This is a genomic window from Blautia sp. MSK.18.38, assembly GCF_024460535.1.
In the GTDB taxonomy this organism is placed as follows: Bacteria; Bacillota; Clostridia; order Lachnospirales; family Lachnospiraceae; genus Blautia_A; species Blautia_A fusiformis.
In genome coordinates this window covers 60,328-83,742 of the sequence record NZ_JANFYP010000013.1, presented here as the reverse complement: position 1 = coordinate 83,742, position 23,415 = coordinate 60,328, and the positions used below count along the sequence as shown (strand labels likewise).

Genomic DNA, 23,415 nt, shown 5'->3' with positions numbered 1-23,415 from the left:
CTGAAAATCCGAAAAAAACCTGTATTTTCAATGGATTCAGAGGATTACCAGACGAATTTCCACGAAAACCGGAGGATGAAAATGGACGCAGTAAAAATCGTAAATAAGATCAACAAAGAGCATGGAACAATCAAAAATGTGTATTTTCTTGCATGCGGAGGATCTCTTGTGGATCTGTATCCGGGATATTATTTTGTCCGTGCGGAATCCACAGTGATGGATGCACAGTGGATCCCTGCAAGAGAGTTTGCACTGACACCGCCGAAGAAGCTGGGAAAAGACAGTCTTCTGATCATCTGCTCCCACAGTGGCAAGACAAAGGAGTGTCTGGAGGCAGCAAAAACAGGAATGGATGCAGGTGCGGCTGTTGTTACAATGACACATGCGCCAGGTTCCCCATGTGATACCGATAAATGGATCTCCGTTGTATACGACTGGGCACCGGGGGTAAAGGAAGCAGAGAAGCCTCAGGGAATCGTACTTCGTATTCTTAATGAGCTGATGAAGGTACAGGAGCCGGGATATAAGCTTTACGATAAGATCGTGGAAGGCTTTGAAAAGATCGATGATGTTATTGCAGCTGCAGTGAAGGATCAGCAGAATGCAGCATGGCTTTTTGCAGAAAAATATTCAGAGGAACCGAACCTCTATATCATGGCATCGGGAGCCTCCTATTCTCAGGCATATGGCTTTGCGATCTGCTCACTTCAGGAAATGCAGTGGATGGACTGCGGTTATCTGAACAGTGCGGAATATTTCCACGGACCGTTTGAGGTAACGGATGAGGATCATCTTTATATCCTTATGATGAGCCGGGGCAGAAACCGTATGATGGATGCGCGTGTGCTGACTTTCCTTGAAAAATACGGAAAGAAATACGAAGTGATCGATGCGGATAAGCTTGGTATGGAAGCAATTGATGACAGCTGTGTGGAATATTTTACTCCGATGCTGTTCTATACCATGACAACCGTTTACCGTACCGCTCTCCAGGATAAACGCCGTCATCCGCTGGATATGAGAAGATATATGGGCGTTGTAGAGTACTAAAGGTGCTGCTGTGCCTGTGCACAGAGAAAGGGAAAATATGAGTAAATACAGTACAAAGCTTCTTGGCTTCGGAGACAATGTAGTGGATATCTATGATCATCTGAAAACCATGTATCCAGGCGGAAACTGCGTAAACGTCAGTGTTTACGGAAAGATGGCCGGATGTGAAAAAACAGCGTATATGGGATATTTCGGAGATGACGACAGAGCAGAACTGATCATGGATACACTGGAAAAAATCGGCGTGGAAACCGTAAAGTGCAGACAGCTGCATGGCGAGAACGGTTATTCCAGGATCACATTAAAAGACGGAGACCGTGAGTTCCTGGATTTTAATGATGGTGGTATCCGTGGAAAAACACCGTATATCCTTGATCGTTTTGATCTGGAATATATGAAAGGCTTTGATGTGGTACATAGCGGAAATTACTCTTTTACGGAGGAAGAGCTGCATAAGATCAAAGAGGCGGGAATTCCGGTTTCTTTTGACTTTTCTGATGATTCCACAGAGGAATATTATGAAAAAACAGCACCGGAGGTTACTTACGCATTTTGCTCCTTTGACGGAACCGACCAGGAGGCAGAAGAGCATCTGAAAAAGATCATCTCCATGGGGCCGAAGCTTGCCATGGCCTCCAGAGGAGCCAGGGGCTGCATTCTTTATGACGGAAGGAATTTTTACCGACAGCCGGCAGCGCCGCTTACGGAAGTAAAAGATACTCTTGGCGCCGGGGATTCACTGATCGCATCTTTCCTTACCGGGTATATCGGAAGAAGGAAAAACGGCATGGCGGAGGAAACCGCGATCTGTGAAAGTCTTGAAGAGGCAGCTGCTTTTGCAGCGTGCATCTGTGGCATGGAAGGTGCTTTTGGCTACGGAAAAAAATATGAATAGCAGGAGGGGAAAATAATGGGACGCAATGGAAAAAGCAGAGCGCTTATCTGTTTTGTACTGTGTATGATCATGGCTCTGCCGGTATATTTCAGCAGTGCAGTGGCAGTAAAAGCGGCAGAACAGCAGACCATCATCATAGGAACGAACGCAGAGTATTCACCATTTGAATACCTGGATGATAATGGAAATATTACAGGTTTTGATTACGATCTTCTGGAGGCGATCGCCAAGGAAGAAAACGTAAAGCTGGTATGGAAGGATATGCCCTTTGATTCCCTGATGGGTTCCATGGAGGCTGGTGATGTACAGGTGATCGCAGCCGGGATCGGACCTACGGAGGACCGTAAAAAAAGCGTTGATTTTTCCGATGTTTATTACACCGGTACACAGTGCATCATCAGCCGTAAGGATAATCCGATCAAGGATTTTGAGGAGATGTCCGGAAAAACCGTTGCAGTTCTGGAGGGTGCACAGAGTGATATGATCGCATCCGGCGAGACTACCGATTACGGTGAAGTTAAGGATGCCAAAGTAAAAAGATTTAAAAACGCTTCCAGTGCAGTCATGGAGCTGAAAAACGGTGGAGCAGATGCAGTTCTGATCGACAATATCATGGCTGAGATCTACTGCAAACAGAACTCAGACCTGCAGTATGAGTCCGTGCCAAGTACAGCAGAGGATACGGTTTTCTGTATTGAAAAAGGAAACACAGAGCTTGTCCAGATCATCAATGACGGGCTTGCAAAAGTAAAAAAATCCGGGGAATATGATGATCTTTATCAGAAGTATTTTGTGGACACACTTGAAAACAGCGAGGATGTGACAGATGTAGCAGCAACCGATGGTTTTCTGGGACTTTTAAGCTTTATTTTCCTTCAGGATAATCGTTGGAAGTTTTATATTAACGGTCTTGGGATTACGCTGATCGTTTCCCTTTTGTCAGTGATCGTAGGTATCCTGATCGGTCTTGTAGTGGCTCTGGTACGGCTTGGAGCTGCGAAAAAAGGCAGAAGAACCATTCTTTCCACGATCGCGGATATTTATGTTGATGTGATCCGTGGAACACCGTCAGTCCTTCAGCTGATGATCATCTATTTTGCAGTGTTCCACAGCAGGCTGGGATATGTGGCAGCAGTGGTCAGCTTCGGTATCAACAGCGGTGCATATGTTTCCGAGGTTATCCGCGGAGGTATTTTATCTGTAGACAAGGGCCAGAGCGAGGCTGGTCGTTCTCTGGGTCTTGGGTATAAAGATACCATGCGTTTCATTATCATTCCGCAGGCTGTAAAAACCATCCTTCCGGCAATGGGTAATGAGTTTATCCAGCTGATCAAAGAAACATCTATTTTAGGTTATGTAGGTATCATGGATCTGACAAAAGCGGCAAGCTATGTTTCTTCCCGTACTTATCAGATGTTCATACCGCTGATCGTTGCAGGTATCATGTACTATCTGATCGTGAAGTGCCTGAGCCTTCTGCTGAAGAGATTTGAAAGGAGACTGAGAGAAAGTGATTGATGTTAAAAATCTGAAAAAGTCCTTCGGGGACGTACACGTATTAAAGGGAATCACAACTCACGTAAACAAGGGTGAGTGTATCTGTATCATCGGTCCGTCCGGCTCCGGAAAATCTACATTTCTGCGCTGTCTGAACCTTCTGGAAAAACCGGAGGAAGGCGAGATCACCGTAAACGGACAGCAACTTCTGGATCCGAAGCTGGATGTAGATAAATTCAGGGAAAATGTGGGAATGGTTTTTCAGCATTTTAATCTGTTTCCAAATATGACAGTATTGAAAAATATCACCCTTGCGCCGGTGCGCCTTGGCAAATGGAATGTAGCGGAAGCTGATCAGAAGGCGAGGGCTCTTTTGAAAAGAGTCGGACTTGAAGAAAAAGCCGATGTCTATCCAGGAAAGCTTTCAGGCGGACAGAAGCAGAGGGTTGCCATTGCCAGAGCCCTTGCAATGAATCCCCAGGTGCTTCTGTTCGACGAGCCGACATCAGCTCTTGATCCGGAGATGGTCGGAGAGGTTCTTGAGGTTATGAAGGAGCTTGCAAAAGAAGGCATGACCATGCTGGTGGTTACCCATGAGATGGGATTTGCAAGGGAGGTCAGCGACAGAGTGCTCTTTATGGATGATGGGGTGATTCTTGAGGATAGAAATCCGAAAGAACTGTTTGGGGATCCTCGAGAGGAAAGGACGAAGGAGTTTCTTTCCAAAGTGTTGTAGGGTTTTTCGTGGAAAAGTTCTGCTTTGAAAAAGCGGGGAAATTCGTGGGGAGGGGAGGCACTCGGAGTTGCGAAGCCCGTTTCCCCTCCCCACACCCCACCCCTCCGGGCACGCCGCTGTGCTACGCCTTGGAGTGTGTTAATTTATCGGCTTAGTCCTGTATGCTGCTGTATTGGCAGTGTCAGGCTGAGCCGATTTTTATTTCGTCGGACGGGAAAGCGGCCCGCGCAGCGGGCCTGTTCCCTGTTGTTAATGGGAGCGGGTTTATGCCAGTGATGCGACAATAGACGGAAGCAGGTGAGCGCCGGCAATACAGCAACAGGCAGAAGTAGGTCTATGCCAGTGATGCGACAACAGACGGGAGCAAGTGAGCACCGGCAATATAGCAACAGGCAGAAGTAGGTCTATGCCAGTGATGCGACAACAGACGGGAGCAAGTGAGCACCGGCAATATAGCAACAGGCAGAAGTAGGTCTATGCCAGTGATGCGACAACAGACGGGAGCAAGTGAGCGCCGGCAATACAGCGACAGGCAGGAGCAGGTCAGCACCAGCAATACAACAGGCAGGAGCAGATTAGCTCCAGCAATAGAACAACAGGCAGGAGCAGATCAGCGCCAGCAATACAACAACCACCAGGAACAGGTCTGCTGCGCAGCCCGCCTTCCGTCCGGCGGAAAAAAAATCGGCTCAGCCTGACGCTACCAATACAGCAGCATACAGGCATTTACCAATACACTACCCCATACCACAGCGTAGAACAGCGACGTGCCCGGAAAGGGGGAGCGCGAGGGGGAAAAGCGGGCTTCGTAACTCCGAGCGCCTTTCCCCCTCGCAAACCTGCCCACGCCAAAGTGTCCCCCCTGGAAAGGAAACGCCCTCCGCCAGGAGCGTCCGTCAGACGCCCGACATTGTACAATATCTGGTACAATTTTCTCATTATTTTTATCAATAATACAATTACATGTATATTATAAAGAACATACTTCCAAGCTGTTGACTTTAAATTCGGAATCTGTTATCTTATGGTCGTCATGAGAAATGTTATATATTACTAACTGCGCGGGCAGTGAACGAAATATTGAGACAACAGGAAAGGATGTGTAACAAATTGGCAAAAGTTGATTTTGAACAGTGGAATGGTTTTAAGGGTGATCGTTGGAAAGAGAAGATCGATGTTCGTAATTTCATCAGTATGAACTATACACCATATGATGGAGATGCTTCCTTCCTGGAAGCACCAACAGAGGCAACAGATAAACTCTGGGGCAAGCTTCAGGAGCTTCAGAAAGAAGAGCGTGCTAAAGGCGGCGTTCTTGATATGGAGACAGAGGTAGTAACAGGAATTACAGCATACGGTCCTGGATATATCGATGAGGAACTCAAAGACCTGGAGCAGGTTGTGGGTCTTCAGACAGACAAACCTCTGAAACGTGCTTTCATGCCATACGGCGGAATCAAAATGGCAGAGCAGGCATGTGAGACTTACGGATACCATGTAAGCGACAAGATCAAAGATGTTTTCAACAACTATGAGTTCAAAACACACAACCAGGGTGTATTCGATATCTACACACCGGAGATGAAGAGAGCACGTCACAACAAGATCCTTACAGGACTTCCGGATACTTACGGACGTGGACGTATCGTAGGTGATTACAGACGAGTTGCTCTTTACGGAATTGATCATCTGATCGCAGGTAAAGAGAAAGACTTCGCAGCATGCGACCGTCAGGGTATGAGACGTTATGACTTCCAGCTTCGTGAGGAGATCGCAGATCAGATCCGTGCTCTGAAGAAGATGAAAGAAATGGCTCAGATCTATGGCTTTGATATTTCCCAGCCGGCTAAGAATGCAAAGGAAGCATTCCAGTGGCTGTACTTTGGATATCTTGCAGCGATCAAAACTCAGAACGGAGCTGCAATGAGTGTTGGACGTATCTCCACATTCCTTGATATCTATATTGAGAGAGACCTTGAGAACGGAACTCTTACAGAGAAAGAGGCACAGGAGCTTGTTGACCATATCGTAATGAAATTCCGTATGGTTAAATTCGCTCGTATCCCGTCTTACAACCAGCTCTTCTCCGGTGACCCGGTATGGGCAACTCTGGAAGTAGCAGGTATGGGACAGGACGGACGTTCCATGGTAACAAAGAACGACTATCGTTTCCTTCATACACTTGAGGATATGGGACCGGCTCCGGAGCCGAACCTTACAGTTCTCTACTCTTCAAGACTGCCTGAGAACTTCAAGAAATATGCAGCAGACATCTCTGTTACAACAAGTTCCATCCAGTATGAGAACGATGATGTTATGCGTCCGGTATGGGGCGATGACTACAGCATCTGCTGCTGTGTATCTGCTACAGAGACCGGTAAAGAGATGCAGTTCTTCGGTGCTCGTGCTAACCTTGCAAAATGTCTTCTTTACGCGATCAACGGTGGTGTTGATGAGAAGACAAAACAGCAGGTAGGACCTCAGTACCAGGCGATCACTTCCGAGTACCTTGACTATGACGAAGTAATCGCAAAATATGATCAGATGATGGACTGGCTTGCACATCTGTATGTTGGAACACTGAACATGATCCACTACATGCATGATAAATACTACTATGAGGCAGCTGAGATGGCACTTATCGATACAAAGGTTGACCGTTCCTTCGCAACAGGTATCGCCGGATTCTCACACGTAGTAGATTCCCTTTCCGCTATCAAATATGCAAAAGTAAAAGCAATCCGTGACGAGGACGGAATCACAACAGACTTCCAGGTTGAGGGTGACTTCCCACGTTATGGTAACGATGATGACAGAGCAGACGAGATCGCAACAACTCTGCTTTCCACATTCCTTGAGAAACTGAAACACATCCATACCTATCGTGATTCCAAGCCAACCACATCCATCCTTACCATCACATCCAACGTTGTTTATGGTAAAGCTACAGGATCTCTTCCGGACGGAAGAAAAGCCGGCGAGCCTCTGGCACCGGGAGCAAACCCGTCTTACGGCGCAGAGCAGAACGGACTTCTTGCTTCCCTGAACTCTGTTGCAAAGCTTGACTATGAGGATGCCCTTGACGGAATCTCCAATACTCAGACGATCAACCCGGATGCACTTGGCCATTCTGAGGAAGAGCGTACAGAGAATCTTGTAAATGTACTTGACGGATACTTTGATCGTGGTGCACATCACCTCAATGTAAACGTATTCGGTAAAGAGAAACTTATCGATGCTATGGAGCATCCGGAAAAAGAGGAGTATGCAAACTTCACGATCCGTGTTTCCGGATACGCTGTTAAGTTCATCGACCTTACAAGAGAGCAGCAGCTTGACGTTATCGCAAGAACCTGCCACGAAAGGATGTAATAAAAAATATGGACGACCAGAAAAAAATCACTGGCTACGTCCACTCACTGGAGAGCTTCGGCTCTGTTGACGGACCAGGAGTCCGGTATGTGATCTTTTTGAGCGGCTGCGCCATGCGCTGTCAGTTCTGCCACAATCCGGACACCTGGCAAATGAAAACAGGGACGGAGTACACAGCAGATGAGCTGCTTGAAAAAGCCTGTCGATACCGCTCTTACTGGGGAAGTAAGGGCGGTATTACTGTGAGTGGAGGCGAGCCACTGTTACAGATCGATTTCCTTACTGAGCTGTTCAGAAAAGCAAAAAAACTTGGGATCCACACAACACTTGATACCAGCGGCAACCCTTACACAGAAGAGGGTCCGTGGTATGAAAAATGGGAAGAGCTGATGAAGTACACAGATCTTGTCATGCTGGATATCAAGCACATTGATGAGGAACAGCATAAGATCCTCACAGGATGTACCAATAAAAATATCCTTGCCATGGCCCGGAAGCTTTCCGATATGGGCGTATCCATGTGGATCCGTCACGTACTGGTTCCGGAACGCAATGACCGGGATGACTATCTCCACCGGCTGGCTGACTTTATCGCAACACTGAAGACAGTTGAGAGAGTGGAGGTTCTTCCATATCACACACTCGGAACCTTTAAATGGGAAAATCTGCATATTGATTATCCGCTGAAGGGAATTGATCCGCCAACAAAAGAACGGATCGAAAATGCGGAAAAAATCCTGGGAGCAGGTACACAGTAATAAAAAAACCATATCTTATGTCGAAAAACAGACATAGATATGGTTTTTTTGATGTTCACACCAGTTCTTTGTTTTTGATCAGCATTTCTTTGATGATATCCTGTGTATAGGAACCTAAGCGGCGCTGAGTATCCCGGTCAAGCTCTGAAGGAATGATAGGCTTGCCATATTCGATCACTACGTGTGTAGGTGTCATCTTCGGGAAATTGGCCTCCCAGATATTGGCAGAGTTGCTGATCGCAATAGGAATGATCGGGCTTTTGGCTCTGGCTGCGATCTTGAAGCTACCGTCATGGAAAGGCAGCATTTCTGTTTCATCAGCATTCTTATTTCTGGTTCCTTCCGGGAAGATACATACGGAAATGCCGGATTTCACATAGTCTGCGGCCTGAAGGATCGTTTTCAGACCCTGCTTGATATCCTCTCTGTCGAGAAAGAGACAGTAGAGATTGCGCATCCAGTTGGAGAGCAGCGGATAATGCTCCATTTCCTTCTTGGCAACATAGCCGGTGCGGATCGGACAGCGGCTGTAGGTGAGCAGGATGTCGAAATAGCTCCGGTGGTTTGCTACATAGAGAACAGCCTGATCCTTTGGAACGTTTTCTTCGCCGATGACGGTGACTTTGGCGCCTGTGATCCACAGGATGAATTTGAATATGGCCTGTACCATGCGCAGAGAGCTGATATCCTTAGTCATGGGAGAAAATTTCCCGATGATCCATTCTACAAGGAGAACCGGAATGGTCAGCACCAGATAGGCGATCACCACGATACAGACAAGTATGAATCGAATCATGTCTTTTGTCCTTTCTGTTATAGATACTTGCGGAGAGTTCCGCAGTAAGATGGTATTTTTATATTATACGAAGAAAATCCGATAGTTGCAATAAATCTTTCCCTGCTCACATAGAATAAATACTGAATAATGGTTACTGTTTACTGGTGATCTTTCGCAAAGCGTGTTACTGAGAACGGAGTGAACAGTAACGAATCATGCAGGTGGCTTATCTTATGAAAAAAGCAGTATTTCTGCGGATCGTGCTGACAGCTGCCGTGCTGGCACTGCTGCTTTCCGGGTGTCGATTTGTCCGGGTGGAGGAAGAAGAACGAAAACCGGTAGATTACATCGTTGTGGAACGCCGGGATATCCCGGAGGAGCTTTCCAGGCTTATGGAAGAAAAAAAGGAAAAGGAATTTCAGCTGAGTTATGAAACCGGAGAGGATCTTTACCTGGCCAAAGGGTACGGGCGGCAGATGAGTGGCGGATACAGCATCCAGGTAGAGGAGCTTGGAGAATCCTCGAATGGGATATTTTATGTTACAAAACTTCTTGGACCGGAGGATCTTAAGGAGGCAGGAGTTCCGTCCTATCCCTGCATTGTGATAAAAACCCGGAAACAGGAAAAGCCGGTAACGTTCCGGGAAAGCAGCAGTCCGGTGAAAAAAGAGTCGGAGAAAGGGGAATAGACTGTGGAATTAAAAAAAGAAAGCATGCAGATATTAAAGGAAAAAAGCAGGGCAAAAAGTCAGATCACTTTTGATGAGGATTTTAATGTGCCGGATGCAAAACCGGATGCAGGAAGACTGATCCAGAATAAGGGCAGGATCATTATGGATGATGTCCGTCTTACTGACGGGAAAGGTATTCTTACGGGAAATCTGCAGGTAGATATCCTTTATGTGGGGGAAGAAAGAGGGATCGTCAGCAGTCTTACTGCAAAACTTCCATTTGAGGAAACCTTGAACCTGAAGAATATCATAAACGGGGATAAAATGTGTCTGAAGTGGGAAATTGAAGATCTTACGATCCGCCTGATCCATTCCAGAAAGCTTAATATCAAAGCTTTGGTAACTTTTTGTGCGACTGTAGATGAAACGGAACAGATCCGCCTGCCGGTGGCGCTGGATGCAGAAGAGGTATCCGTCAGAAAAAAAACAGTCCGTTTTCTGGGACTTACCGTACATAAAAAAGATACACTCCGGATCAAGGATGAGTATACCATTGCCTCCAATCGTCCGGATATCGCCAGTCTGATCTGGTATACTATGGATGTACGGGGGCTGGATCTGAAGCCGGAGGAAAATGTGGTAAAGGCAAGAGGAGAGCTGTCCGTTTTTGTGCTGTATGGAGCTGAAGATACAGAAGCCCCGGTGCAGTGGCTGGAATATTCGCTGCCTTTTTCCGGAGAAGTGGAATGTCCGGACTGCACGGAGGAACTGATCCCGCTGATTGAAGCTTCGGTGATGCATCAGAGTCTGGAGGCCAAACCGGATGTCGATGGGGAAGAACGGATCCTTGTTTCGGATGTTGTGCTGGAGCTGGATATGAAATTTTTCAGGGAAGAGGAATATGATCTCATTACCGATGTGTATACACCGATTCGTGAATGTGTTCCGGAAGGAAAGAATGAGGTACTGGAACGGCTTCTGGTACGTAATTTTTCCAGATGCAGGATCAGTGACAGGATCCAGGTAAAGGAGACTCAGGGAAAAGTCCTCCAGCTGTGTCACAGTCAGGGAAAAGTGAAGATCGATAAGACCAGGATCGTAGAGAACGGTGTGCAGGCAGATGGCGTGGTCATGCTGAAGATCCTGTACATTATTGGAAATGATGATATGCCGTTTTATTCCATGGAGGCAATGATACCGTTTTCCCATATGGTGGAAGCAAGAGGGATCCGACAGGACAGCTGTTATCAGTTAAAAGCAAAGCTGGAGCAGCTTTCCGCAGCCATGGCAGATGGAAATGAGATCGAGATCCGGGCAACTGTAGGACTGGAGCTTCTGGCAGTTGCCAGAGAACCGGTATTTATCATTGAGAAAGTAGAGGAAAAACCACTGGATATGAAAAAACTCCAGGCTATGCCGGGAATCCTGGTTTATATGGTAAAACCGGGAGATGAATTGTGGGATATCGCAAGGAAATATCACACATCTATCCAGGAGATCCGGACGATCAATGCTCTCAAGGAAAATCAGGAACCCTCTCCGGGAACTCCGCTTCTTGTTGTGAAAAAAGTGGAAGGTCAGATCAAATAAAAAGTGGAATATTTTGCTGTTGAAAAGAATGTAAAAATCATATAAAATACATGTATAAATACTGTATACAAAGTACAAATGGAGGGGCTTATGCGTTTAAAAGCAATGGCAAAGATCAATCTCGGACTTGATGTTCTGGGAAAGAGAGAGGACGGTTATCATGAGGTACGCATGATCATGCAGACCATCCGTATGTATGATATCCTGGATATCAGAAAGACCAGACGGCCGGGGATCGTACTGACGACCAATCTTCCGTTTATTCCTACAGATCAGAGAAATCTTGTATATAAGGCAGCACAGATGCTGATGGAGGAGTTCGATGTTGAAGAGGGACTTTCCATCAAGCTTCGTAAATTTATCCCGGTGGCAGCAGGCATGGCAGGAGGCAGCTCCGATGCAGCGGCCGCATTTGTGGGTGTGAACCGGATGTTCCATTTAGGGCTTACTGAAGAACAGCTGATGGAACGTGCAGTAAAGGTCGGAGCAGATGTTCCGTATTGTATCATGCGGGGAACAGCTCTTGCGGAGGGAATCGGAGAGAAGCTGACCAGACTTCCGGAAGTTCCGAAATGTTATGTTCTGATAGGAAAACCGGGAATCAATGTTTCCACAAAAACAGCCTATGAGAATCTGAATCTGGAAGGGATCGGAAAACATCCGGACATCGATGGACTCATCGGAGCTATCAGAAATAATGATCTGTATGCCATGGCATCCAGAATGGAGAATGTATTTGAACCGGGGATCATCCGACAGTATCCTGTGATCGGCAATATCAAGAACCTTATGGAAGAAAAAGGTGCGCTGAAAGCCGTGATGAGCGGAAGCGGTCCTACTGTGTTTGGAATCTTTGATAACAGGGATAAGATGGCCGCGGCAGCCAGAAGCCTCAGAAAGAGCGGGCTTGCAAAGACTGTATTTGCCACGGATATTTACAATAGAGATGGAGGAGTTACAAATGACAAGTGATTTTTCTGTGGATATGAATGAATATCTGCCGCTTCGGGATGTTGTTTTTAACACCTTGCGGCAGGCAATCCTGAAGGGAGAGCTGAAGCCGGGCGAAAGACTTCTGGAGATTGCCCTTGCAGAGCGTCTTGGCGTGAGCAGAACACCGGTGCGTGAGGCTATGCGCAAGCTGGAGCAGGAAGGTCTTGTAGTGATGATCCCACGCAGAGGTGCACAGGTAGCCAGCATCACAGAGAAGGATCTGAACGATGTTCTGGAGGTGCGTATCGCCCTCGAAAATGTTGCCATAGAAAAAGCGTGCAAGCTGATCACAGAGGATGAGCTGGGAAGGCTCTGGGTGGCAGCCAAGGAATTTGAAAAAACAAAAGCAGAGGGAAATCTGGTCCGTCTGGCGGAAACCGATGTGGCTTTCCACGAGATCATATATCAGGCTTCTGATAATAAGCGTCTGAATCAGGTCCTGAATAATCTCCGTGAGCAGATGTATCGCTATCGTGTAGAGTATCTGAAGGAGGAGCAGACAAGAAATCTTCTGGTCAGTGAGCATGAAGAACTGGTAAAAGCCATCCGTGAAGGAGATGTGCAAAAGGCGCAGGATATTTCTTTCCATCATCTGGAGAATCAACGAAAAGCGATCATCCGTACTATCCGCGCGGAGAATGAGGCCAAAGAGGCCGAGAAAAAAGAATAAGAACCGGATATGCGGGAATATTAAGAGAGATGTCATTGGGGCATCTCTTTTTTTAACCGAATCAAGTAAGTCTCCTGTTTCAATTGCGAAAAGCAATAAGCAGTGGGGGGGGGGAACTTGCTGCAAAGGATGGTGACTTTATGGAAAAAAGGAAGATATCGATATCTCTTCATGAAAATGAATCGTATATCCGGAAACGGTGTGAAAACTGCGATGATATCCTGATCAGGCCCATGCGCCTTGGTGAGGGACATAAGGCGGACTGTCTGATGGTCTATATTGAGGTTGCGGTTTCAAACATGATGCTGGATGATTCTGCTATTGGAAAAATGATCAATCATTTCTGGGAGATCCCGGAGGAAAAGATCCGGGAATTTATCCGCCGAAACAGTCTTGGAATTGCAGATGTGAAGGAGCTGTCTTCCATGGATGAGGTATTTGGTGCCATTCTTTCGGGAAATGCAGTTTTCTTTCTGGATGGATACGACAAAGCAATGAAAATTTCCAGTAAAGGATATCCGGGGCTGGCTGTATCAGAGGTGAAAACGGAAAAGGTCCTCAGAGGCTCCAAGGAGGGGTTCTGTGACAGTGTAAAAACCAATGCGGCCCTTGTGAGAAAGCGGATCCGGGATACCAGGCTGAAGGTGGAGCAGAGCAGCATCGGTGTACGCTCCAATACGGTGGTACAGCTTCTTTATGTGGAGGATCTGGTCCATGAGGAGCTTCTGACTGCTGTGAAAGAGCGCCTGGAATCTTTTACAGTGGACGGGATCCTGGACAGCGGGATGCTGGAACAGCTGACAGAAGAAGCATGGTATTCTCCCTTTCCTCAGTTTCAGACAACGGAGCGGCCGGACCGGGCTGCCCAGGAGCTGCTGAATGGAAAAGCAGTTCTGCTCTGCGACAATTCGCCGGTGGCACTGGTGGTTCCCGGAGCATTCAACAGTTTTATGGAAAGCAGTGAAGACTGGTACAACCGTTTTGAGATGGCATCCTTCCTGCGGGTGCTCCGGTATCTGGCCATGGCTGTGGCAACGCTGCTCCCCGGACTTTATCTGGCTGTGATCCGGTTTCATACACAGATCCTTCCGGCGAATCTGATCCTTTCCTTTGCACAGGCAAGAGAGGGCGTTCCATTTTCCAGTGTAGTGGAGCTGGTGTTCCTGGAACTGTCTTTTGAGTTGATACGGGAGGCTGGTGTGCGGATCCCGGGAGCTCTTGGAAATGCCATTGGGATCGTAGGAGGACTGATCATCGGACAGGCTGCGGTGGAGGCCAATCTTGTCAGCCCGGTGGTAGTGATCATCGTGGCACTGACAGCACTGGGATCACTGGCTATACCTAATGAGGAATTTGCTTCTGCATTCCGGCTTCTGAAGTACGCTTTTCTGTTTCTGGGAGGATTTCTAGGTATATTCGGAATCGTGTTGGGACTGTATCTCACCATGGCGCATCTGGCAGGACTTTTAAGCTTCGGTGTCCCATATCTGGTACCTTTTGTAGAGAAGAACAGTGAGGCGGAAACCGGTGGAAGGATTTTGCGACAGCCCTTCCGGAAGCGGAAATTCCGGCCGCTGTATGCCAGAAATGCCCAGAAACGCAGGCTTCGGACAAGGCCATGGAGCCGGAAAGGATAAAGGTTATGAGATTTGCGGAGAATAACAGGATTTCCCACAGACAGCTTTTTCGGCAGATCATACTGGTGTTTCCGGCGCCGTTTCTGCTGTGCCTGTTTAAGAATGGAGCGATGTTGGGCATCAGTGCCATGGCAGGGACAGCTGCTGCGGCCGTAGTGCTCTCTTTTTATGTGATCTGGCTGATACGTCTGACACCTGCATATGGAGAGCTTTCCAAAAGGACAGGAAGTTTTACTGTACGATTTATTGGCCTGTTCTTTTTGGTATATGTGATCGCAAGTTCGGCATTTCTTTCGGGCCTTCTGGGGGAGGTGATCCCGGAAAGTCTGATCAGCGGGATTTCCGGAAAATGGCTGTCTCTTCTTGCAGTTGCAGCCTGTAGTCTGGGAACGCATCGCGGAATGCAGAGAAGAGGGCGGATCGCTGAGGTGTCCGGAAGGATTTTTCTGGCAGGGATCCTTCTTCTGATGCTTTTATGTGCAGGGCAGGGAAAAACAGAGTACTTTATGGAAGTGATGAAAGATCCGGAAACAGGATTTACAGGAGAGCGATGGCTCCATGATTTGTATACACTTTTGTGTGCTTTTTCAGGAGCAGGACTTCTTCCCTTCGGGCTGGAGTATGCAAAAAAACAGGGAAGTGCCAGAAAACCTGTGATCCTGGCTTTTCTTACAGTTTGCGGGATCATTTTTGGAATGCAGCTCCTTCTTCCGGCAGTCTTTGGAGGTGCACGCCTTAAAAACGAGATCTGTCCGGTACTGCCTCTTCTGGAGGGGGCAGATCTTCCGGGAAACGTACTGGCGAGATTTGATGTGATATGGATGGGGTTTCTGGTATTCGGACTTTTGTTTTCTCTGGGAAGTTTGTTTCATTACGGAAATCAGATCGCGGAAAAAACCGGATTCGGGACCGGTCGGTACTGGATCCCGGCAGCAGGCTGGCTGCTTTCCCTGTATGAGAGAAACGGGATGGGGATCCGGGAGTATTATGGCTGGTATCTGGGGTACATCTTTGTGCCGTTTCTGCTTGTGATACAGCTTTTTCTCAGTACGGAAAACCGGGGAAGACGGAAGAAAAAAGTAACTGTGGCAGGACTTGTCCTGGTCATCACTTTGACGGGATCAGGCTGTGCGGCAGTAGAACCGGAAAAAAGAGCTTATCCGCTGGCACTGGGGGCCGGTGTTTCAGAGAATGGCTTTGTGCTGAAATATGCAATGCCGGATATGAGTACAGCTACCGGACAGGAAAAACCGGACGAAGATCCGATTTCTGTGCTGACTCTTTCCGGCCGGGATTTTCAGGAGATCGAGGCAGTCTACAACCGGTCTCAGGAAAAATTTCTGGATCTGGGTCATCTTGAAGTGCTGATCCTGGATGAACAGATCCTGGAAGAGGGATCCCGGGAAGCACTGATCGGATATCTGAAGCAGGAAGAGCATATCGGAGAGGATGTCTACGTGTTCCGGACGGATATGCTGGGAGATGTTTTTCACTGGAAGGGAGCCCGGGAAAGCTCCATAGGGGAATACCTTCAGGGAATCCAGGAGAACCGCACATCCGGGCAGCAGAAGAAGGGTGTGACTCTGCGGGAGGTATATCATCAGTTCTGTCAGGATGGAACGCTGCCCTGGCTTCCGGAGATATGGGTGGAAGGTGAGCTTCTGGAAGTGGATTACGGCAGTAATGAATAGATGGGAGCCGGACTGTTAATAATATAGATGATGATCAGTACGATAAATCGTACAATATATCTCTGGATAAGATCATCAGAAGATTTTTGACAGGAGGGCTTGCTCATGGAGCATATAAAAATGAAGAAGCATGTATTAAAAAAAGCAGGAGGGTTCCTTTTGCTCACGGCAGTGATCCTTGCAGGGAGTACCTGGGAGAGAAGAACTGCCGGTGATCAGCAGCCACAGTTTTATGCCTGGTGGGGAACGATCTACCCGGAATTCTGTTTTGAAAAAGCAGAGGACAACGGGGAAAATAAGCCGGTGAAGATATCCTTCTGGCTTGCGCAAGCCCTGGATTGGTGATACAATATTTCAACGGACCAATCACGTTCGATTAATTATTTCAGGAGATAAGATCAATGAATATAGACAGAAACGCACCGGTGGGTGTGTTTGATTCCGGTATCGGAGGACTGACAGTAGCCCGGGAGATCATGCGCAATCTCCCATCGGAAAAAATCGTATATTTCGGAGACACAGCCAGAGTTCCCTATGGAAGCAAATCCAGAGAAACGGTGATCCGTTATTCCCGCCAGATCATTCATTTTCTGCAGGAACAGAAGGTGAAGGCCATTGTGGTGGCCTGTAATACAGCCAGTGCATTTGCTCTGGATGCGGTGAAGGATGAACTGGATATCCCGATCCTTGGAGTGATCGAGGCCGGTGCCAAAGTTGCTGCCCAGGAAACCAGAAATAAACGGGTGGGCATTATCGGAACGGTGGGCACGGTAGGAAGCGGTATCCATGCCTCTTATCTGAAGGAACTGGATCCGGAGATCACCGTGATCGGAAAAGCGTGCCCGCTGTTTGTTCCGCTGGTAGAAGAGGGCTGGTATCATGATCCGGTCACCGAGGAGGTTGCCAGAAGATATCTGAAGGAGCTGCAGGAGCAGGAGATCGATACACTGATCCTCGGATGTACGCACTATCCTCTTTTAAGATCTACCATCCGCAAGATCATGGGTGAGGAGGTCTGCCTTGTGAATCCTGCATATGAGACGGCGCTGGAGCTTAAAAAGTTACTCTCCAGACTGGATCTTGCCAGCAATGAGGTAGCACAGGAGGAATTCCCGTATCGCTTTTATGTAAGTGATCTTGCAGAGAAGTTTAAGGATTTTGCCAATTCCATTCTGCCGTATAACGTAGAAAAAACACAGAAGATCGATATCGAAAAATATTAAACAGATCTGTACATAAATGATAGGAGAAAAGAATGCAGAAAGAAGTTTTGATCCATGTAAGAGGGCTTCAGATGATGGATGCACAGGGGGATCAGGAACCTATAGAGATCATTGTTCCGGGACAGTATTATTTCCGCAATGGTTCTCATTATCTCAGATATGAGGAACTGCTGGATGAAACAGCAGAACCCACCATCAATTACATAAAAGTATCCGGAAAGGGTCTGGAAGTCAGCAAGAAGGGACTGGTCAATGTACACATGGTATTTGAACAGGGCAAAAAAAACATGACCTATTATACTACCCCTTACGGAACACTTCAGATGGGAATCTCAGCTACGAATCTGGAGCTGACGGAAAGCGAAGAGAACCTTCAGATCAAAGCAGATTATGCGCTGGATATGAATGAAGAACATGTGGCAGACTGCTATCTGGCGATCCAGGTACAGCCAAGAGACTGCAAGGATTTTGTTTTATAGATCCTGCAGAAAATAAAAGATATATAATTACACTACATAAGAACAGCCGCCATGCATCAGGGGAATTCCTGAAAGCATGGCGGCTGTTTTGGATTCTGATCATTTACGGAATCTTGCGAGGAAGCCTTTTTTCTTCTTCTGTGGTGCTTCGAGAGAACCACGGATTCCTTTTACGCCAACGATGTAAAGGCCGCTGACTTCAGCTTTGATCTCTTTTTTGACCGGGATCAGATCAAAAACTTTTTCATCTGCAATAAGGATGTTGATCTTCGGACCGACTTTGGCTTTTACGATCGGAAGCTTGGACCGGCGCATAAGCTTAGGTGTCTGGTCGATGACCATCTGTGGAAGTCCGGAATCTTTCAGCGGCATCCGTTTTTTATCGATGACCAGCATGGAAACTGTCTGCTTGTTAGCCTGGATCTGAGCCTGCTGTTCGTCCTGTTTTTTCTGAGCTTTTTTTCCGAAGAAATAGAGTGCGATCACTGCTGCGATCAGAATAACGAGGATGACCAGAAGAACGATGGTAACTGTACTCATTTGAGAATCCCCCTGTATATATATTTGTTTCGCAATCGGTTACATTACGCAAACAACATTTTAGCATTGTTTCGTCAAAAAGGCAATTAAAAAAGTGAAAAAGACAGGTGGAACGGTGGAAATTTCAGCAGTTACCAGTTATAATGATTACGATGCAGTTCATCTGTGTATGCTGCAGAGAATACAGGACATAACTATCTTTGAGCTAACATATGTAATGGATAAACCAGAGATGGAGGAAATATTATATGAAAGAGAAAAAGCCCGGGGGAACCCGACCGGAAATGGGAACTCCTGAGTACGAAGAATGGCGGAAAGAGATATTGAAACGCCGCAGAAAGCGCCAGCTGAAGGAACGCAGAAAACGTCTGGCCATCATAACAGCGGCAATGATCGTCGCAGTCGGGGCATCCGTAGGGGTCGGTGCGCTGAAGGGCAGAAGTGAGAAGGCTTCAAAAGAGAAGATGGTTTCTTCTGACAAACAGAAAGAACAGACTGTTTCCGGAGAAAAAGCTTTAGAAGCAGGTACTAAAAATACAGAGACCGCTTCCAAAGATACTCTCGCAGAGGCAGAGCTTCTGGCCAGTCAGTATAACTATGACAAAGCTATCGATCTTCTGAAAAAGGCTCCGTCCTATGATTCGGATAAGAAGATGCAGGCAGCTGCAAAAAAATACGAAGACATAAAAGCAACCTGTACGGCATGGCCCCTTGAAAAGGTGACACATGTCTTTTATCATATTCTGATCAAGGATCCATCCAAAGCGTTTGACGGAGACTACAAAGAAGCAGATTATAATCAGGTCATGACAACCATTGATGAGTTTAACAAGATCACGCAGACCATGTATGACAAGGGCTATGTGATGGTAAGCATCAAGGACATGGCAAAGGCAGACGACAACGGGAATATCACAGAGGGAGAGATCCTTCTTCCGCCTGGGAAAACGCCGTTTGTCCTCTCACAGGATGATGTATGCTATTATCATTACATGGACGGTGACGGCTATGCCACGAAGCTGATCGTGGATGATAAAGGAAAGATCCGCAATGAATATGTGGAAGATGACGGAAGTGTCTCCGTGGGAGATTATGACATGGTTCCGTTGATCGACCGTTTTGTGGAAAAGCATCCGGATTTCTCATACCGCGGTGCAAAAGGAATCCTGGCACTTACCGGATACAACGGGATCCTGGGATACCGGACCGACGAAAGCTATGAGACCCGTCCGGCAGATCTGGATGAAAATAAAGTACAGTGGCTGGATGCACATCCGGATTTCAGCCTGGAAAAAGAACGGGCAGCCGCAAAAAAGGTTGCCGATGCCATGAAGGCAGAAGGCTGGGAATTTGCGAGCCATACCTGGGGACATCAGAATGTGGGACAGGTCACACTGGAGAAGCTTCAGGCAGATACCGAACGTTTCAAGAAAAATGTAGATCCGCTGATCGGGGGAACGGATGTTATCATTTTTGCTTTTGGAACCGACATTACCAATGACCAGGAGTATTCCGGGGATAAATTCGAATATCTGAAGGGGCAGGGATATAATTATTACTGCAACGTGGATTCCAGCCAGTATTATGTACAGATCCGGGATCGGTACTTCCGTCAGGGAAGACGGAATCTGGATGGATACCGTATGTATTATAACCCGGAACTGTTATCCGATCTTTTTGACGTAAAAGATGTTTTTGATCCGGCAAGACCGACACCGGTACCGCCGATGTAACGGTCATATCCGGAGATACGAGGGGACTTTTAGAAAGGGGCATATATATTATTATGAAGAAAAAAATTGCAGGTGTACTGACAACAGTGCTTGCGGCGTCACTTCTTGTGGGCGGAAACCATCCGGTCACTGTTCAGGTGGACAATATGATCTCCGGGACACAGGATGACGAGGATACACAGTCTGATGAAGCGGAAGCAGAAGCTGCAGAAGCCGAAGAAGAACAGTCCGAAGAAGCCAAAGTAGCAGCGGACCCGGAGGACCAGCCGGCAGCTACCGAGACACCGAAGGAAGAAAAAAAGGCAGAAAAAGAAACACAGAAAAGGGAAGCTGCCGAGAACAGCTCCGACAGTACTTCCTCAGACGAAAAAACACTTCTCAAAAAAGCCAAAAAACTGGCACAGCAGTATGATTACACCGGCGCGATCTCCGTGTTGAAAAACAACTGGAAATTTGCCACCAGTGACAAGATGCAGGAAGCAGCAGCAGCCTACATGAAAAAAAGAGATGCCTGTGTGGAATATCCACTTGAGAATATCACCCATGTATTTTTTCATTCCCTGATCGTGAATACTTCACTGGCCTTTGACGGAGATTCCGATGAGGCCGGATATAATCAGATGATGACCACAGTCAGCGAATTCAAAAAAATGCTCCAGATCATGTATGATAAGGGTTACGTACTGGTGAGTCCTCATGATATGGCTGTGATCAATGATGACGGAACCATGAGCAAGGGAAAGATCATGCTGCCGGAAGGCAAGATCCCTTTTGTTCTTTCAGAGGATGACGTCAGCTACTATCATTATATGGACGGAGACGGATTTGCCACAAAGCTGGTGATCGACGACAACGGAGATATCAAATGCGAGTATAAGAAGGCAGACGGTACAGTTGTGACCGGAGATTACGATGTGGTGCCGATCCTGGATTCCTTTATCAAAGAACATCCGGATTTTTCCTATCATGGAAGAAAGGGTATCCTGGCAATGACCGGTTATAATGGTGTTCTGGGCTACCGTACAGATGGGGCATATAAGACCAAGAAGAATCTTCAGGATGACCAGAAGGCTTTTCTCAAGGCCAATCCGGATTTTGACTATGATAAAGAAGTAAAAGCAGCCAAAAAAGTGGCGAAGGCCATGAAAAAGGACGGGTGGGAATTTGCAAGCCATACCTGGGGTCACAGAAACGCTACAAGCTCCACAGCAGCGGAGTTGAAGACCGATAATAAAAAATGGGAAAAATATGTGGCACCCATCCTCGGAAAAACCGATATGATCATTTTTGCCTTTGGTGCGGATATCGGCGACTGGGAAGGATACACCTCGGATAATGAGAAGTATGAGTATTACAAAAGCCGTGGCTACCGCTATTTCTGCAATGTAGATTCCAGTCAGTATTTTGTGCAGATCACAAGTGAATATTTCCGTCAGGGAAGACGGAATCTGGATGGATACAGAATGTATTACAATCCGGATATGCTCAGTGACCTGTTTGATGTATCGGAGGTGTGGGATTCTTCCAGACCGACACCGGTACCGGAAATGTAAGACAGCAAACACACTTTACAAATCTGTATAAAAAAAGATTATAATCGAACCGACAGTACTTGATGAAGGGAGTAGGTTATGAAGAAAAAAGCATATCTCATGGTTCTTGCACTGTGTGCGGCACTGGCGATCACTGCATGTGGCACATCAACAGACCAGAAAGATGACAAAAAACCTGCAGCAGAAGCGCAGGATACAACAGATAAAGAAGATTCCGGATCTGCAGATTCCAAAGAGTCAGAAGAAACGGATTCCAATAAAGACAGCGAAGAGGCAGCCTCCGGAGATACAAGGCTTGTTTCCGTGGATGATGTGAGCAAATATGTGACCATCGGAGAATATAAGGGACTGACTCTTGATAACACAGTAGAAGCCGTAACCGATGATATGGTTGACGGAAGGATCAAGGAAGAACTTCAGAACAAGGCTGAGGAAGTAACGGAAGGCAGTGTTCAGAACGGAGATGTGGTTATCATTAATTATGTGGGAACCAAGGACGGAGTGGCTTTTGACGGCGGTACTGCAAATAATTATGAGCTGACCATAGGCTCCGGAACGTTTATCGACGGATTTGAGGACGGGATCATCGGAATGAAAAAAGGTGAGACCAAGGATCTCGATCTGACTTTCCCGAAGGAATACTCTTCGGAAGAGCTGGCCGGACAGGAAGTGGTATTTAAGGTCACTCTGCAGAGCTTTAAGCGTGCACCTGAGCTTACCGATACCTGGGTAGCCAAGAATACAGACTGCAAGAGTGTGGATGATTACAAGAAGGAAATCCGTACCACACTGGAGGATGAAGCGAAGACAAGTGCACAGAACACATTGCGTGAAACTGCATGGAACACAGTGCTCTCAGCATCTGAAGTGAAGGAATATCCACAGGAGGATCTGGATACAGCCAAGACAGAGTTTCGCAGTCTGTATGAGAATTATGCAAAACAGGGTGATATGACGCTGGAGGATTTTGTAAAAGCTCAGGGAATCTCCATGGATGATTTTGAGGAGCAGAGCGGTCAGTATGCGGAGTTTAAAGTAAAGCAGAACCTGATCGTACAGGGGATCATGGATGCGGAGAATATGACACTTGAAGATAAAAAATCTCTCAGTATCCAGGATGAACTGATCAAAGCATACAGTGTGAAGGATCTGGCTGCGCTGGTAGATAAATACGGACAGGCAGCCGTGGATGAATCCATCGGACTTCTCAGAGTGGAAGATTTTGTCCTGGACAATGCAACGGTTGAGGAGAAGGTTTCTGCCGGTGATACCCAGGGAGTAAACGGAGATGATCCTTCCTCGGACGGAAGCAGTGCGGAAGGTACCGTGGATGAAGAGCTGGAAGCGGCAGAGGCTACAGATATGGTGCCGGAAGACGGCGAGGCGGATCAGGATGCAGACAGCAGCACATCGGATGCAGCGGGGCAGGAGTGATCTGACAGTATCAGCAGCTAAAAAAGTGTGGTGCCCGGAATGTGTTCCGGGTACCATTTTTTTTACATGTGCATCGCGAAGTGTGTTACTGAGAACGGAGTGAACAGTAACAAAT

At 47.1% G+C, this 23,415-nt stretch carries 22 protein-coding genes; 20 read left to right on the top strand and 2 right to left on the bottom strand.

Annotation, left to right across the window (positions count from 1 at the left end; translation table 11 throughout):
• Window positions 1-81: 81 nt before the first annotated feature.
• The 7 genes from NE638_RS09835 (at window position 82) to pflA (ending at window position 8,308) form a co-directional block, all read left to right on the top strand.
• The gene (locus NE638_RS09835) at window positions 82-1,050 is read left to right on the top strand and encodes an SIS domain-containing protein (RefSeq protein WP_173746114.1); all 969 of its coding nucleotides are present in this window, start codon (window positions 82-84) and stop codon (window positions 1,048-1,050) included.
• Between the two features lie 37 nt (window positions 1,051-1,087).
• On the top strand, window positions 1,088-1,945 hold the full coding sequence (locus tag NE638_RS09830; protein ID WP_021651267.1) for a PfkB family carbohydrate kinase: 858 nt from the start codon (window positions 1,088-1,090) through the stop codon (window positions 1,943-1,945).
• Window positions 1,946-1,960: 15 nt separating this feature from the next.
• Complete coding sequence (locus tag NE638_RS09825) at window positions 1,961-3,463, top strand: ABC transporter permease subunit (RefSeq protein ID WP_022427099.1); 1,503 nt, start codon at window positions 1,961-1,963, stop codon at window positions 3,461-3,463.
• Complete coding sequence (locus NE638_RS09820; RefSeq protein ID WP_021651269.1) at window positions 3,456-4,178, top strand: amino acid ABC transporter ATP-binding protein; 723 nt, start codon at window positions 3,456-3,458, stop codon at window positions 4,176-4,178. Before NE638_RS09825 ends, NE638_RS09820 begins: the two co-directional genes overlap by 8 nt.
• Window positions 4,179-4,654: 476 nt before the next feature.
• Window positions 4,655-4,876 carry a hypothetical protein gene (locus tag NE638_RS09815; protein ID WP_173746113.1) on the top strand — a complete coding sequence of 74 codons (222 nt, stop codon included), beginning with the start codon at window positions 4,655-4,657 and terminating at the stop codon, window positions 4,874-4,876.
• A gap of 412 nt (window positions 4,877-5,288) precedes the next feature.
• Window positions 5,289-7,550: a formate C-acetyltransferase gene (gene pflB, locus NE638_RS09810; RefSeq protein ID WP_235812376.1), complete on the top strand. Its 2,262-nt coding sequence runs from the start codon at window positions 5,289-5,291 to the stop codon at window positions 7,548-7,550.
• An 8-nt stretch (window positions 7,551-7,558) separates the two neighbouring features.
• Window positions 7,559-8,308: a pyruvate formate-lyase-activating protein gene (pflA, locus tag NE638_RS09805; protein WP_022427299.1), complete on the top strand. Its 750-nt coding sequence runs from the start codon at window positions 7,559-7,561 to the stop codon at window positions 8,306-8,308.
• Between the two features lie 55 nt (window positions 8,309-8,363).
• Here pflA and NE638_RS09800 read toward each other — a convergent pair whose 3' ends face one another.
• A complete protein-coding gene (locus NE638_RS09800; RefSeq protein WP_015525341.1) occupies window positions 8,364-9,104 on the bottom strand; it encodes a lysophospholipid acyltransferase family protein in 741 nt (246 codons plus the stop codon).
• Between the two features lie 215 nt (window positions 9,105-9,319).
• Between NE638_RS09800 and NE638_RS09795 the strand changes: the two genes are divergently transcribed.
• The 9 genes from NE638_RS09795 to NE638_RS09755 all read left to right on the top strand — a co-directional run bounded on the left by NE638_RS09795 (window position 9,320) and on the right by NE638_RS09755 (window position 18,040).
• The gene (locus NE638_RS09795; RefSeq protein WP_244094826.1) at window positions 9,320-9,775 is read left to right on the top strand and encodes a protease complex subunit PrcB family protein; all 456 of its coding nucleotides are present in this window, start codon (window positions 9,320-9,322) and stop codon (window positions 9,773-9,775) included.
• Between the two features lie 3 nt (window positions 9,776-9,778).
• Window positions 9,779-11,347 carry a DUF3794 and LysM peptidoglycan-binding domain-containing protein gene (locus NE638_RS09790; RefSeq protein ID WP_021653079.1) on the top strand — a complete coding sequence of 523 codons (1,569 nt, stop codon included), beginning with the start codon at window positions 9,779-9,781 and terminating at the stop codon, window positions 11,345-11,347.
• 90 nt (window positions 11,348-11,437) lie between these two features.
• Entirely contained in the window at window positions 11,438-12,319 is an 882-nt protein-coding gene (gene ispE, locus NE638_RS09785) for a 4-(cytidine 5'-diphospho)-2-C-methyl-D-erythritol kinase (protein WP_015525345.1), read from the top strand.
• The gene (locus tag NE638_RS09780) at window positions 12,309-13,010 is read left to right on the top strand and encodes a GntR family transcriptional regulator (protein ID WP_022427303.1); all 702 of its coding nucleotides are present in this window, start codon (window positions 12,309-12,311) and stop codon (window positions 13,008-13,010) included. Before ispE ends, NE638_RS09780 begins: the two co-directional genes overlap by 11 nt.
• Window positions 13,011-13,150: 140 nt before the next feature.
• On the top strand, window positions 13,151-14,647 hold the full coding sequence (locus tag NE638_RS09775; RefSeq protein WP_173746111.1) for a spore germination protein: 1,497 nt from the start codon (window positions 13,151-13,153) through the stop codon (window positions 14,645-14,647).
• A 5-nt stretch (window positions 14,648-14,652) separates the two neighbouring features.
• Window positions 14,653-16,338 (top strand): GerAB/ArcD/ProY family transporter, encoded by a 1,686-nt coding sequence (locus tag NE638_RS09770; RefSeq protein ID WP_114001951.1) that lies wholly within the window; start codon window positions 14,653-14,655, stop codon window positions 16,336-16,338.
• 105 nt (window positions 16,339-16,443) lie between these two features.
• Window positions 16,444-16,683, top strand: a complete 240-nt coding sequence (locus NE638_RS09765) for a hypothetical protein (protein ID WP_118753281.1) — start codon at window positions 16,444-16,446, stop codon at window positions 16,681-16,683.
• Between the two features lie 56 nt (window positions 16,684-16,739).
• The gene (gene murI, locus NE638_RS09760; RefSeq protein ID WP_021653072.1) at window positions 16,740-17,561 is read left to right on the top strand and encodes a glutamate racemase; all 822 of its coding nucleotides are present in this window, start codon (window positions 16,740-16,742) and stop codon (window positions 17,559-17,561) included.
• A 32-nt stretch (window positions 17,562-17,593) separates the two neighbouring features.
• Complete coding sequence (locus NE638_RS09755; protein ID WP_021653071.1) at window positions 17,594-18,040, top strand: DUF1934 domain-containing protein; 447 nt, start codon at window positions 17,594-17,596, stop codon at window positions 18,038-18,040.
• Between the two features lie 99 nt (window positions 18,041-18,139).
• On the opposite strand, the gene NE638_RS09750 is transcribed toward NE638_RS09755, so the two are convergent.
• The gene (locus NE638_RS09750) at window positions 18,140-18,580 is read right to left on the bottom strand and encodes a type IV pilin (RefSeq protein ID WP_021653070.1); all 441 of its coding nucleotides are present in this window, start codon (window positions 18,578-18,580) and stop codon (window positions 18,140-18,142) included.
• A 94-nt stretch (window positions 18,581-18,674) separates the two neighbouring features.
• Between NE638_RS09750 and NE638_RS09745 the strand changes: the two genes are divergently transcribed.
• The 4 genes from NE638_RS09745 to tig all read left to right on the top strand — a co-directional run bounded on the left by NE638_RS09745 (window position 18,675) and on the right by tig (window position 23,300).
• Entirely contained in the window at window positions 18,675-18,878 is a 204-nt protein-coding gene (locus tag NE638_RS09745; protein ID WP_173741147.1) for a hypothetical protein, read from the top strand.
• A complete protein-coding gene (locus tag NE638_RS09740; RefSeq protein ID WP_330603430.1) occupies window positions 18,829-20,313 on the top strand; it encodes a polysaccharide deacetylase family protein in 1,485 nt (494 codons plus the stop codon). Before NE638_RS09745 ends, NE638_RS09740 begins: the two co-directional genes overlap by 50 nt.
• Window positions 20,314-20,366: 53 nt before the next feature.
• Complete coding sequence (locus tag NE638_RS09735; RefSeq protein WP_227574305.1) at window positions 20,367-21,866, top strand: polysaccharide deacetylase family protein; 1,500 nt, start codon at window positions 20,367-20,369, stop codon at window positions 21,864-21,866.
• 78 nt (window positions 21,867-21,944) lie between these two features.
• Entirely contained in the window at window positions 21,945-23,300 is a 1,356-nt protein-coding gene (gene tig, locus NE638_RS09730) for a trigger factor (protein ID WP_173746110.1), read from the top strand.
• The last annotated feature ends 115 nt before the right edge of the window (window positions 23,301-23,415 follow it).

Excerpts from the sequence above, each read along its gene's own strand:
- NE638_RS09835 (WP_173746114.1), top strand. The coding sequence starts at position 82 with ATGGACGCAGTAAAAATCGTAAATAAGATCAACAAAGAGCATGGAACA.
- NE638_RS09800 (WP_015525341.1), bottom strand. The coding sequence starts at position 9,104 with ATGATTCGATTCATACTTGTCTGTATCGTGGTGATCGCCTATCTGGTG.
- NE638_RS09750 (WP_021653070.1), bottom strand. The coding sequence starts at position 18,580 with ATGAGTACAGTTACCATCGTTCTTCTGGTCATCCTCGTTATTCTGATC.
- tig (WP_173746110.1), top strand. The coding sequence starts at position 21,945 with ATGAAGAAAAAAGCATATCTCATGGTTCTTGCACTGTGTGCGGCACTG.
- NE638_RS09775 (WP_173746111.1), top strand. The coding sequence starts at position 13,151 with ATGGAAAAAAGGAAGATATCGATATCTCTTCATGAAAATGAATCGTAT.
- NE638_RS09780 (WP_022427303.1), top strand. The coding sequence starts at position 12,309 with ATGACAAGTGATTTTTCTGTGGATATGAATGAATATCTGCCGCTTCGG.
- NE638_RS09830 (WP_021651267.1), top strand. The coding sequence starts at position 1,088 with ATGAGTAAATACAGTACAAAGCTTCTTGGCTTCGGAGACAATGTAGTG.
- murI (WP_021653072.1), top strand. The coding sequence starts at position 16,740 with ATGAATATAGACAGAAACGCACCGGTGGGTGTGTTTGATTCCGGTATC.
- ispE (WP_015525345.1), top strand. The coding sequence starts at position 11,438 with ATGCGTTTAAAAGCAATGGCAAAGATCAATCTCGGACTTGATGTTCTG.
- NE638_RS09770 (WP_114001951.1), top strand. The coding sequence starts at position 14,653 with ATGAGATTTGCGGAGAATAACAGGATTTCCCACAGACAGCTTTTTCGG.
- NE638_RS09825 (WP_022427099.1), top strand. The coding sequence starts at position 1,961 with ATGGGACGCAATGGAAAAAGCAGAGCGCTTATCTGTTTTGTACTGTGT.
- NE638_RS09765 (WP_118753281.1), top strand. The coding sequence starts at position 16,444 with ATGGAGCATATAAAAATGAAGAAGCATGTATTAAAAAAAGCAGGAGGG.
- NE638_RS09740 (WP_330603430.1), top strand. The coding sequence starts at position 18,829 with ATGAAAGAGAAAAAGCCCGGGGGAACCCGACCGGAAATGGGAACTCCT.
- NE638_RS09735 (WP_227574305.1), top strand. The coding sequence starts at position 20,367 with ATGAAGAAAAAAATTGCAGGTGTACTGACAACAGTGCTTGCGGCGTCA.
- pflA (WP_022427299.1), top strand. The coding sequence starts at position 7,559 with ATGGACGACCAGAAAAAAATCACTGGCTACGTCCACTCACTGGAGAGC.
- NE638_RS09795 (WP_244094826.1), top strand. The coding sequence starts at position 9,320 with ATGAAAAAAGCAGTATTTCTGCGGATCGTGCTGACAGCTGCCGTGCTG.
- NE638_RS09815 (WP_173746113.1), top strand. The coding sequence starts at position 4,655 with ATGCCAGTGATGCGACAACAGACGGGAGCAAGTGAGCGCCGGCAATAC.
- NE638_RS09755 (WP_021653071.1), top strand. The coding sequence starts at position 17,594 with ATGCAGAAAGAAGTTTTGATCCATGTAAGAGGGCTTCAGATGATGGAT.